The following is an 11,589-nucleotide window of genomic DNA, read 5'->3' on the forward strand; positions in this document are numbered from 1 at the left end:
TAGCATTGTCCCATTGACGTTTATTGGGTTAAAAAATAAGTGTCTAAACAATAATTACATAAAGCTCTCAGGCTGTTTGGCGTACGTACGCGCCGATTCACGGCTGATGATGCCTTTATTGACCAATTCACGCAGACTTTGGTCAAGCGTCTGCATACCTTCGCCTGCGCTGGTCTGAATCGCCGAATACATCTGCGCGACCTTGTTTTCACGAATCAAGTTACGAATCGCAGGCGTGCCAATCATAATTTCATGCGCTGCCACCCGGCCGCCCGTTTGACGCTTGAGCAAGGTCTGTGAGATAACCGCCTGCAGCGACTCCGACAACATCGCGCGAATCATGTCTTTTTCTGCTGCAGGGAACACATCGACCACACGGTCAATCGTTTTGGCGGCAGAGGTGGTGTGCAGCGTGCCAAACACCAAGTGCCCTGTTTCTGCCGCTGTCAATGCCAAGCGAATGGTTTCTAAATCGCGCATCTCACCGACCAAAATCACGTCAGGGTCTTCACGCAACGCAGAGCGCAGCGCGGCATCAAAGCTTAGTGTATCGCGGTGCACCTCACGCTGGTTAATCAGACTTTTTTTGGATTGGTGCACAAACTCAATCGGATCTTCGATGGTTAAAATATGTTCTTTGCGCGTGCTATTGATAAAATCAATCATCGCTGCCAGTGTGGTTGATTTGCCCGAACCTGTAGGCCCTGTCACCAGCACAATGCCGCGCTTATAGCTGGCAACCTTTTCAAACACCGGCCCCATGCCCAAGTCTTCCATGGTCAAAACCTTGGACGGAATGGTCCGAAACACCGCACCTGCGCCACGGTTTTGGTTAAAGGCATTCACCCGAAAACGCGCGACTTCAGGGATTTCAAACGAAAAATCGGTCTCAAAAAACTCTTCATAATCCGCACGCTGCTTATCATTCATGATGTCATAAATCAGCGCGTGTACCTTTTGGTGATCAAGCGGTGGCATATTGATTTTATTAATTTCGCCATCCACGCGAATCATTGGCGGCAAGCCTGCCGAAATATGCAAATCTGACGCTTTGTTTTTGTGGGCAAAGCGCAACAAATCATCAATGCTCAGTTCTTTTGCCATAGTGATAATCCCGATTGCTCCGCAGACAGCGGCATAAAAAGTAAAATTTGGCTTATTATACTATAGCTTAGCAACGCCACAAGCCAAAACCGCCAAACGGTCAAATGGGTGGTTTTGGCACGCCCACCCCCTTAAATATGACAAAATCATGTTAAAATCTTATCGTTTTAAGCCAGCCTTGAATTGACCACCTACCCTAACATTGAACAAAGGTATTACCCGATGAGCGCTATCGCCTCGCTTCAACTACCTGCCGAGCAAGCCGCCGAACTGGTCACGCGTTGGCAAACGGTGCGTGAACACGTGCAAAACGCCGCGCAAGTCCACCACACTGCGCCCGTGCGCTTGCTTGCCGTGTCCAAAACGCAGCCTGCTGCCGCCATTCATACGTTGGCGCAAGCAGGACAGCACGAATTTGGCGAAAACTACGTGCAAGAAGCCGTCGAAAAAATCACCGCGTTGTCTGACAAGCGTTATGATGGCAAGGTGCTGGTTTGGCATTTTATCGGGCATATTCAGCGCAACAAAACCAAAGCCATCGCCGCGCATTTTGACTGGGTGCACAGCGTTGATAACCTGCTAATTGCTCAGCGCCTAAGCCGTCAGCGCGGTGAGCAGGGCGTGGCTGCACCACTCAACCTGTGTATTCAGCTTAACATCGACGATGAAGCCAGTAAATCAGGCTGCCAGCCTGAGGCATTGCCCGAACTGGTGCGCGCGGTGAGCGTGTTGCCAAACGTGCGCTTGCGCGGTGTGATGATTATCCCTGCCAAAGACAGTACGAGCGCGTTTGCGCGTACCCGTGAGTTATTTGACAGGGCAAAAGCCGACCACGCCAACCCGTCGGATTGGGACACCTTGAGCATGGGCATGTCGGCAGATAGTGAAGCCGCAATTGCAGCAGGCGCGACTATCGTACGCGTGGGTACAGCGATTTTTGGCCAACGCCCCACCAAATAGCCAGCCAAACCCTGCCAAAATGCTGCCAAAATGCTGGCAAAATTTGCGCCAAAAACTTAGGATGCGTTGGTTAAGCAGCAGATTGGGGCAAAACGTTGCGACAATCTTGCTCAAAGCCTAACGTATTCTTTCCGTAACGTTATGCCGTTACAACGTAATATTTATTAACATTTTGCGCAAAAAAGATATCCAAAAATGGCAAGTTTTATTGTTATGATAGCCTCGCTTTACAAAATGTAACCTCGTTAAGTAAATTGTAATTTTTATCCGTATGCCAAGCGGCGCATATCATGCCCAACGCGCCTGCGATATACGGATAGGAATTGAGCACGGGAAACCACGCCATGCCAACGCTATCAAAACTTGTTTGTGCCGCTTTAACTTGCCTTGCTATTCAGTTACCTGCCCATGCCGACAACACCGACGACAGTTTTCAAAACAGTTCTGGCTTTAGCTGGTGGGGCAGCAGCGCCAACACGAACAGTGACAGCAGCAGCGTATTTGGTGGACGATCGCTGAGTGTTGATGGCTTGCTAAACAGTGCCAAAAATTTGATTGGCTTGCCATACCGTGCAGGCGGCACAAGCCCAGCCAGCGGTTTTGATTGCAGCGGCTTTGTGCAGTATGTGTTCAAACACGCAGCAAACGTTGATTTGCCGCGCACCTCACGCGACATGGCACAAGTTGGCCAGTCGGTCAGCCGTGACAACTTACGCCCCGGTGACATGGTGTTTTTTGCCCATACCCGTGGCGGCGGCAACCGTATTTCACACGTGGGGGTGTATGTGGGTGAGGGTCGCTTTATTCATTCTCCTTCAACGGGTAAAACCATCCAAATCAACAGCATGGACAGCGGCTACTGGTCAAGCAAGTTTGTTACCGCGCGCCGTGTGACGGACTGAGCCAAAATTTTAGTATTTTGATAAAAACGTTGGTGTTGCACAATATCAACGTTTTTTTGTGCATCAAATTTAAATTGCTATTTAAAATTGCTATAAAGGATAGAGGGGTTAAAAAAGGATTGTCACGGGACAATCCTTTTTTTGTATCACCAACCTTTTTGGTGTCAAAGTAGGCGGGCGAATATCTAAACAGGCGAATATCTAAGCGTTAGGCCTTGCCTTGCGCGTCGGCATCACTGCGCACAAATTCCAATGACCAATGATTAACCAATGGATAACGCCGCGCACGTCCAAACGCGCGTTGGCTGATTTTTGTGCCGATTGCGGCTTGGCGGCGTTTGTATTCGTTGTGGTCTACCATGGATAGCACGCGCTGCACCAAGGCTTTGTCATAGCCTGCTTGTACAATGGCATCAAAGCCAAAGTCACGGTCAATATACAACGCAAGGATTTTATCCAAGGTATCATAATCGGGTAAGCTGTCTTGGTCGGTTTGGTCAGGGCGCAGCTCGGCACTTGGTGGGCGCGTGATGACACGCTCGGGGATGACAGGCGTTTCTTCTAGGCGGTTGCGATAGTTTGCCAAAGCATAAACTTGGGTTTTGTACACATCTTTGAGCACATCAAAACCGCCTGCCATGTCGCCATATAAGGTAGCATAGCCAACCGCCATTTCAGACTTGTTGCCCGTGGTGATGACCAAATGCCCAAATTTATTTGACAACGCCATCAAAATCATGCCGCGTGCGCGCGCTTGGATGTTCTCTTCAGTGGTATCGGCTTTGGTATTGCTAAACATCGGCTCAAGCGTGCGGCGCATACCTTCAACCGCGTCATGAATGGGGCACACAGTGTAGGATACATTCAGGCGGCGCGCCTGTGCTTGCGCGTCTTGCAGGCTGATTTGTGAGGTGTATTCATACGGCATCATGACCGCATACACCTTGTCCGCGCCAAGCGCATCAACGGCAATGCACAGTGTCAAAGCCGAGTCAATACCGCCCGACAAGCCCACCAATACGCCATTAAAGCCAGACAAATTGACATAGTCACGCAGGCCAACCACCAAGGCTTGGTAGGTTTCGGCAATCGGGCTTAATGCCAATGGGGCTTTGCGCTGGCTAGACAGTAGCAGTTTGCCCGTGTCGGCATCGCGGCGGATACTGGCGTACAACATCTGCTGCAAAAAGCGTGGCGCTTCGTGCATACACTGCCCGTTGGCATCGACCACCATCGAGCCACCGTCAAACACCAAATCATCTTGTCCGCCCACGGTATTGACATACACAATCGGTAATTGGTGTTCACTGGCACGGCGTTGCAGCAGGTCTTTGCGGGTTTGCTGCTTGTTTTGCTCAAACGGCGACGCATTGACACACACCACCACATCCGCGCCTTTGCGTTTTAGGGCGGCAATCGGAGCGTCTTGCCACAAATCTTCACAAATCAACAAACCGATGGTTAAGCCTTGGTAATCAAACAACACGTTATTTTGCCCTGTGCTAAAATAACGCTGTTCATCAAAAACGCCATAATTTGGCAAGCATTGCTTGTGATAAAAGCCTTTTTGTTGCCCATTGTGGATGATTGCCAACGAATTAAACGTGCCATGCGTGTCAATGTGCGGATAGCCGACCAACATGACGATATCTTGCACTTGGCTAAATAGCTCAAATGCGTACTTGACGCGCGCAGCAAGGCTTGGACGCAATAGCAAATCCTCAGGCGGATAGCCAAGCAGCGCAAGCTCAGGAAACACAATCAAATTCGCGCCTTTTTGTCGTGCTTCTTGGGCAAGTGCGACCATCTTGTGGGCGTTGTGGATGATATCTCCGACGATAAACTGCTGCTGAGCCAAGGCAATGCGCAGCTCTGGCGTATCTTTTGGCAGTGCGGTATCGGACTTGGCTGAAAGCGCGTCGTTATCAAGCGGTGCAGTGGGTGAATTATTAGACATCTTATAGATTCCTGTGTATTTTTCTAAAAATAATGCCGTTAAGGTGTTGGATAGGTGGGCAAAATAATTGTGCTAACTAACCTTTAGCAAGTTTTTGCCGCATTGTAGCACGTTATTTTTTAAAAATCAGTTGCAAAAACTGGTTGCCAAGTGCGGGTTGGCTAGACAGGCTATAAAATGGCTAAATTGGTCACGGATACGGGGGCGCAGCTGATGCCGAATTTTCGGTGATTTTGATGCTGATTTTGATGCTGGGCGGCTTTAAATTTTGACAAAAACTTGCTAGGCTAAGGGCGGCAAAATCACATCCAACAACACAGCAAGGTGAGGGGAGACGGTGTTTTCAGTACTTTTGATGGGATTGGTGTTGGCAGCGTGTGTGTGGGGGATTTTTAAGATTATGTACCCACGTCCACCAGGTGGCTATTATCAGCCCAAGCCTGGCGAATCGACCGAGCCACGGCAGTGCAACCACTGTGGGCACACGCTTGCCGAATGGCGCGGCATTGTCGATGGCGATAAGTTTTTTTGTAACGATGAGCATCAGGCGGACTTCTATGCTGGCAAACCCTATCGCTACGCTGATGGTCATTTAGGCTAGCTGTCTAATGCGCTAGCCTGCTAGGCAAGGCTGTTGGCCAGATTTATGCGTCAGCGGTAGGCCGTGGCTGAATGTTTTGCAAGACTTCAAGCATGTGTTGCACGGTATGACTGGCAGCTTGCTCACGCTCAAGCGCTTGTTTGAGTTGTTCAGCTTGCGAGGTGAGATTTAGGGCGCATAGCATGTACAATTCTTCATTGTCAATCTGTGGCGTTTGTCTGCGGATATCTTGAATCATCGCATTCAGGGCTTTTTCAGCGCGTTCTAAGGTTTCTACCTCATCACTGGCACAGTTCACCACGCGGTTACGGCCATTGATGACGATGGTGACGGGTTTGATGTTGTCGGCGTTGTTTGAGGTTGTCATGATATTAGCATTTTAATTTGGCGTGTTGCCGCGCATGGGCGGATTTTAAACAAGTAAAAATAAGCGTTAAGTTGGCGTATCGGTGTCAATTTTGGTCAAACGCTCAAGCACGCGCTGGGCATGTTCTGCCGCCACGTGGTTTTTGTGCTGCAGGCGTTGGTTGTCTTCTTGCACGCGCTGGTAGTCTTGTTGCAGGGTTTGTAGGGCCTGCTGGGTTTGCTCTAGCTCATTGGACAGTACGCTGTGTGATTCGGCAAGCGTTTGATAGCGTTCGTTGATGTGGGTTAGTTGTTGGCTGCTGTCATTGAGCTGGGCTTGAAGCTGTTGATTTTGCTCACGAAAAATTGCTGATTGATTTTTGACTTGCTCAAAGGCGGCCATCTCAACGCTAGGACGCGCTTGTAACTCGGCAAGCTCGGTTTTGGTTCGTTGGTAGTCGTCCAAAATGCCCGATAGCACGCGCTGAAGCTCGTCAAGTTGGGCGTTGAGGTCAAAAGTCGCACTCATGGGGCTGGGGTGTCCTTGTTATGGCTTGTTATAGCTTGGGTATTCGACAAATGGCTGCTAAGTTGTATGGTTGGCCGTGCAATCAGGTGATAAATATCAAGACGGCAAAAAGTATAGCAAAACTTGCCATATTGAACAATCGACATTGAGCACCATTTAAGCGCAGATTGACAAATTTTTTTAGGCTAAAAAAGGTGCAACAATGGATGATTTTGTTTCAGGCTGGCAAGACTGGCAAGCGGCGTTTGGTGATTGGACGGATGTGTCAATCAGTGAGCTACATGGGCTGATGACGGGCGTGCTGACGGTGTGCGACGCGCCAACAGATGCGGTATGGCAAGCGTTGTTGGCGGAGCTGGGTTTTAGCGAGCTTGACGCGGCCGCATTGGAGCTTTTGACCGAAGAAGCCGAAGATGTGGCAGCGCAATTGGTCGATGCTGAAGAGCGTTATCAGTTTAGCCCACTTGTGCCCGATGACGAGCACGCGCTCAACGAGCGGCTTATGGCACTAAAAGACTGGGCAAACGGTTTTATGACGGGCTTTGGTGTGACCGATAGCGCACTGCGTCCCGATGAACGCGGATTGTTTAATGATTTGGCAAAAGTCGGTGCGTTGGCAGTGGCAGACGTGGACGAAACGACGTTTGACGACTGGACGGATGACAATGCCGACGATGAGGACGGCTGGCGTACCACGGCGGCATTGGCCAAAATGGACGACGCTGAGGCGACACAAGACCCAGCCGCGGATGACGAATTGGCAGGCTTGGATGATGAGGCGCGCATGGAGCTTGAGTATATGGAGCTGCTGGAGTTTGTCCGCCTTGTGCCTGTCAGCGTCACGCAAGGGCGGGTGCGTAAAGCGGTGGACAAATTGCCGCTGTTGGCAGGTTTTGCGGTCAATCGCCCCATTGGGCGACAAGCAGGGCAGGACAGCGCGGCAGGGGCGCAAGATGCGGCCGACTGGTTGGCTGATGATGCCCAAGCAATCGGTGTGTTTGATGATGAGCAAGACTGGCAAGCGCAAAAAGATGCCAATGACGCACGCATTGCCAAACTTGCCTATGATGCAACCGTGGGCAAGCGTCCGTCTTAAACCTTTTGAAAAATCAAATGCCCCATTTTTGCTTGTTTGGTTTTTAGGTAATTTTCGTTGAGTGGGTTTACGCCAACCACCAGTGGCACACGCTCAACGACTTGTACGCCAAGCGCGTTCAAATACGCGATTTTATCGGGATTGTTGGTAAGCAAGCGCACCTTATCCACGCCAACATGCGCAAGCATCGGGCGGCACATGTCATAGGTGCGTGCATCGGCAGGCAAGCCTAGCATGAGGTTAGCTTCTAGCGTGTCATGCCCTTGGTCTTGTAAGGCATACGCACGAATTTTATTGGTCAAGCCAATGCCGCGCCCCTCTTGGCGTAAATACAAAATCGCCCCACAACCGTCCGCTTGAATCATGCGCATGGTGGCTTGTAGCTGTGGGCCACAATCGCATTTGAGTGAGGCAAACGCATCGCCCGTCAAGCATTCACTGTGAATGCGCACCAACGGCACGCGCGTGCTGTCCGCTGTTGGCAAACCCACCGTGAGCAAGACGTGTTCTTGCCCGTGTTCATTTTCAAACACATGAATGTCAAACAGGCCATAAGCCGTCGGTAGTTGGGCTTGGGTCATAAACTGATAAGACACGTATGCTCCTTGTGTGGGTTGTGCGCAGGCAAAACCATCGGCGTTTAAACCCTGTGTATTCAAATAAGGCTGGTTAAATGGTGGCAATTGTGCGGTTTTTCACGCATTTTAGCCAAAAATAACGCGCGTTTGTGGGTCAATCTGGCGACGGTGCAGACGTTTTACACCGTTTTTGCACACTTTTGCCATGGACAATAGGTGTTTTAGGCGGCAAAAAAGTGCTATTATGCCACAGTCTTTTGCCAATCCCAGCCAATACCAAGCAATATAAAAGACGAATGGCGCTGGGTGGCGTACGTGTACCGTCTGTTTGCTCTGCTAATTTAAATTTGTATGCTAAAAGCCAAGCCCTCTGCTAAGCCCGTCTCCGTGCCAACCAGCCGCCAAAAAAACTTTCGCGAGATGTTAAGCACGCGCCCCGATACGCCGCTGCTTGATACTATCGACAGGCCTGCGGATTTAAAACACCTCACGCCTGCCGAGCTGGTCACGCTTGCCGATGAGTTGCGCGCGTTTTTGTTGTATTCAACAGGGGTGAGCGGTGGGCACTTTGGCGCAAACTTGGGTGTGGTGGAGCTCACCATCGCGCTGCACTACGTGTTCAACGCGCCCCATGATCAGCTGGTTTGGGACGTGGGACACCAAGCCTATCCGCACAAGATTTTGACAGGGCGGCGCGAGCGGCTGACCTCTATCCGCAGCCAGCACGGTTTGACGGCGTTTCCTGAGCGTGGCGAATCCGAGTACGACAGCTTTGGCGTGGGGCATTCCTCAACGGCGATTTCGGCAGGACTTGGCATGTCGCTGGCTATGCGCTACTTGGGTGAGTCGGCGCGCGTGGTCTGTGTGGTCGGCGATGGCGCGATGACAGGCGGCATGGCGTTTGAGGCGATGAACGATGCGGTCAATCAAAACGCCGATTTGTTGGTTGTGCTCAATGACAATGATATGTCGATTTCCAACGCCACAGGCGGATTTTCTAAGCATCTGGCGATGCTGTGGCAACGCGGACTGGCGGTGGATATCGACAAAAACGGCAACGCGATTATTACCAAGCGCAGCATTGCCAGCGATGACCGCCGCATTCGGCATTATCTGCACATGGCAAACGACGCATTTGGCGATATTTCCAGCAAAATCCCCAGCATGCTGGGCGAAAAATTGAGCGAAAAAGTCGCCGCAGGTGAATTTCCGCCAACGCCCTCACAGCTTGAAGCCTTGCCCGAAAAACTGGCGAACAAAATCGCCGACAATTTGTTTCCCGAAAACGTGTTTAAAGCGATAGGCTTTCAGTATTTTGGGCCGTTTGATGGGCATGATATCGAAAAACTCACACAGGTGTTTGAACGCACCAAACGCCTATCGGGCGCGGTCTTGGTGCATGTGCACACTGTTAAAGGCAAAGGGTTTTTACCTGCTGAAGGCGATCCTATCACCTATCACGCCATCGGCAAGCTAGCCACCCCTAAGCCTGCGGCTAACACACCTGCCCAACCCGTCAAAGTGGTCAAAAAATACGCACAGGTGTTTGGCGAGTTCATCTGCGACACCGCTCAGCACGACAAGCGGCTGATGGCAATCACCCCTGCGATGGCAGAAGGCTCAGGCATGGTTGAATTTGCCAAGCGTTTTCCCAAACAGTTTTTTGATGTCGCGATTGCCGAGCAGCACGCCGTGACGCTGGCAGCAGGTATGGCAACGCAAGGCGTCAAACCAATCGTGGCGATTTATTCAACGTTTTTGCAACGCGGCTATGACCAGCTGATTCACGATGTCGCGCTCCAACATTTGAATGTTATGTTTGCCATTGACCGCGCAGGGCTGGTTGGTGAGGATGGCGCGACCCATGCAGGCGTGTTTGACATCGCGTTTTTGCGCTGCGTGCCCAACATCACCATCGCCGTGCCGAAAGATGAAAACGAGTGTTATAATCTGCTCAAAACCTGCTACGCGCAAGACGGTGTGACAGCGGTGCGTTATCCACGCGGTACAGGCACGGGCGCACCGATTGACAAAACCGCCGCGCCATATCCGATTGGCAAGGCGGTGCTTGAGGCCGTGTTTAACGCTGACGATACCAACGCACATGCTGATAACGCGGTGACGCTATTGGCATTTGGCACGCTGACGGCAAATGCGTGTGCCGCCGCCCAGCGGCTTGGCGCACAATACCCGACGCGGCAAATTCGCGTGTATAACATGCGCTTTGTCAAGCCATTGGATACGGATTTGTTAGCCACGCTACTACAATCGGGCGATATCATCGTGACGCTTGAGGAGCATCAACGCATGGGCGGGGCAGGCAGTGCGGTCAATGAAGCCTTATTGGCTCAAGCCGCTGTTCGTGGTGTGACCAGCCCAACGATTTTAAACATCGGCATTGAGGATGGTTTTGTGGCGCATGGTAGTCATGAGCAGCAGCTTGTCGCGTGTGGGCTGGACGTTGATGGGATTGTGGGCAAGATTGATAATTTATTAAACAAATTTTCTTAATAAATTCAACAGTTAATGTTAAATTGTAAGGGTAAAAGGTAACCTATGGAACCAATGGTCGTCATGGCGGCACGCGCCGCACAACGCGTCGGGCAAGAGATTCTAAACGCGCACCAAAACCGCCACAAAATCGAGCTGAATATCGAAAGCAAAGGCTTAGAAGGTCTTGTCACCCAAATTGACCGCTACAGCGAAGAGCTTGTCATCGCGCTGCTACGCGAAAGCTATCCCAACCACTCGTTTTTGGGTGAAGAATTTGGGCTGCAAGAAGGTCAAGGCAACGACGCTGACTGGTGCTGGGTGATTGACCCACTTGATGGCACGCACAACTTTGTCCACGGTGTGCCACATTTTAGCGTGTCGATTGGGGTGCAAAAAAATGGCGTGACCGAACACGGCGTGGTGTATGACCCCGTGCGCGATGAGCTGTTTTCTGCCAGTCGCGGCAAGGGCGCGCGCCTCAACCAGCGCCGCATCCAAGTCAGTGAGCGCAGAACCATCAGCGGTGGACTGTTCACCACCGGCCATCCTGTGGAGCGCAAACGCGGTGGCGAAACGGTCAGCTACGCGGCACAGCATTTTGCCAGTTTGCAAAAAATCTGTGAGGCAGGTGGGCAGGTGCGCCGTTTGGGATCGGCTGCGCTGGATTTGGCGTATGTTGCGGCAGGGCGGTTTGATGGCTATTTTGAAATGGCACTAAAACCGTGGGATATCTGTGCAGGTGAGCTGATTGTCAATGAGGCGCGCGGTACGGTGGTAGACCACACGGGTGCTCACAACGCCATGACAACGGGCTCGATTTTTGCTTGTAATGTCAAAATGCTCAAGCCTTTGATGCAAATGGTTGTGCCAGTTTGGGGTGATGCGGTACGCGGCTGATGTGATGGCGTGTTGAAGGCATCAGACAACGCCCAAGCCTGTTGGTTTGGGCGTTTTTTTAGCAAGATCGATGGCTTATTGGTGATGTATTATTTTGTCATGCCAAGTTACAATTTTTCTCAACACG

Annotated in this window: 11 protein-coding genes; 6 read left to right on the forward strand and 5 right to left on the reverse strand. The window is 51.2% G+C overall.

The window, feature by feature from the left end; translation table 11 throughout:
• Nucleotides 1-54 precede the first annotated feature (54 nt).
• Nucleotides 55-1,092, reverse strand: a complete 1,038-nt coding sequence (locus AC5L4R_RS00780; protein ID WP_494472476.1) for a type IV pilus twitching motility protein PilT — start codon at nucleotides 1,090-1,092, stop codon at nucleotides 55-57.
• Nucleotides 1,093-1,326: 234 nt separating this feature from the next.
• Here AC5L4R_RS00780 and AC5L4R_RS00785 point away from each other — a divergent pair, with 234 nt between their 5' ends.
• Together AC5L4R_RS00785 and AC5L4R_RS00790 are read left to right on the forward strand one after the other, a co-directional pair.
• Entirely contained in the window at nucleotides 1,327-2,064 is a 738-nt protein-coding gene (locus tag AC5L4R_RS00785; RefSeq protein WP_494472452.1) for a YggS family pyridoxal phosphate-dependent enzyme, read from the forward strand.
• Nucleotides 2,065-2,408: 344 nt separating this feature from the next.
• Nucleotides 2,409-2,966 carry a C40 family peptidase gene (locus AC5L4R_RS00790; RefSeq protein ID WP_494472453.1) on the forward strand — a complete coding sequence of 186 codons (558 nt, stop codon included), beginning with the start codon at nucleotides 2,409-2,411 and terminating at the stop codon, nucleotides 2,964-2,966.
• 208 nt (nucleotides 2,967-3,174) lie between these two features.
• Here AC5L4R_RS00790 and AC5L4R_RS00795 read toward each other — a convergent pair whose 3' ends face one another.
• Complete coding sequence (locus tag AC5L4R_RS00795; protein ID WP_494472454.1) at nucleotides 3,175-4,923, reverse strand: NAD+ synthase; 1,749 nt, start codon at nucleotides 4,921-4,923, stop codon at nucleotides 3,175-3,177.
• Between the two features lie 337 nt (nucleotides 4,924-5,260).
• Between AC5L4R_RS00795 and AC5L4R_RS00800 the strand changes: the two genes are divergently transcribed.
• Nucleotides 5,261-5,524 carry a hypothetical protein gene (locus tag AC5L4R_RS00800; protein ID WP_494472455.1) on the forward strand — a complete coding sequence of 88 codons (264 nt, stop codon included), beginning with the start codon at nucleotides 5,261-5,263 and terminating at the stop codon, nucleotides 5,522-5,524.
• Between the two features lie 43 nt (nucleotides 5,525-5,567).
• Here the strand turns inward: AC5L4R_RS00800 and AC5L4R_RS00805 are convergent, their stop codons facing one another.
• Complete coding sequence (locus tag AC5L4R_RS00805) at nucleotides 5,568-5,891, reverse strand: cell division protein ZapA (RefSeq protein WP_494472456.1); 324 nt, start codon at nucleotides 5,889-5,891, stop codon at nucleotides 5,568-5,570.
• A 66-nt stretch (nucleotides 5,892-5,957) separates the two neighbouring features.
• Nucleotides 5,958-6,398, reverse strand: coding sequence for a hypothetical protein (locus AC5L4R_RS00810; protein WP_494472457.1), 441 nt, complete (start codon nucleotides 6,396-6,398; stop codon nucleotides 5,958-5,960).
• Between the two features lie 202 nt (nucleotides 6,399-6,600).
• Here AC5L4R_RS00810 and AC5L4R_RS00815 point away from each other — a divergent pair, with 202 nt between their 5' ends.
• The gene (locus AC5L4R_RS00815) at nucleotides 6,601-7,494 is read left to right on the forward strand and encodes a UPF0149 family protein (protein WP_494472458.1); all 894 of its coding nucleotides are present in this window, start codon (nucleotides 6,601-6,603) and stop codon (nucleotides 7,492-7,494) included.
• On the opposite strand, the gene ribA is transcribed toward AC5L4R_RS00815, so the two are convergent.
• On the reverse strand, nucleotides 7,491-8,090 hold the full coding sequence (gene ribA, locus AC5L4R_RS00820; protein WP_494472459.1) for a GTP cyclohydrolase II: 600 nt from the start codon (nucleotides 8,088-8,090) through the stop codon (nucleotides 7,491-7,493). The two genes, AC5L4R_RS00815 and ribA, sit on opposite strands and share 4 nt — an antisense overlap.
• A 333-nt stretch (nucleotides 8,091-8,423) precedes the next feature.
• Here ribA and AC5L4R_RS00825 point away from each other — a divergent pair, with 333 nt between their 5' ends.
• Complete coding sequence (locus tag AC5L4R_RS00825; RefSeq protein WP_494472460.1) at nucleotides 8,424-10,583, forward strand: 1-deoxy-D-xylulose-5-phosphate synthase; 2,160 nt, start codon at nucleotides 8,424-8,426, stop codon at nucleotides 10,581-10,583.
• Between the two features lie 45 nt (nucleotides 10,584-10,628).
• Nucleotides 10,629-11,462 carry an inositol monophosphatase family protein gene (locus tag AC5L4R_RS00830; RefSeq protein ID WP_494472461.1) on the forward strand — a complete coding sequence of 278 codons (834 nt, stop codon included), beginning with the start codon at nucleotides 10,629-10,631 and terminating at the stop codon, nucleotides 11,460-11,462.
• Nucleotides 11,463-11,589 lie beyond the last annotated feature (127 nt).

Source organism: Faucicola sp. SE7633 (assembly GCF_059264685.1).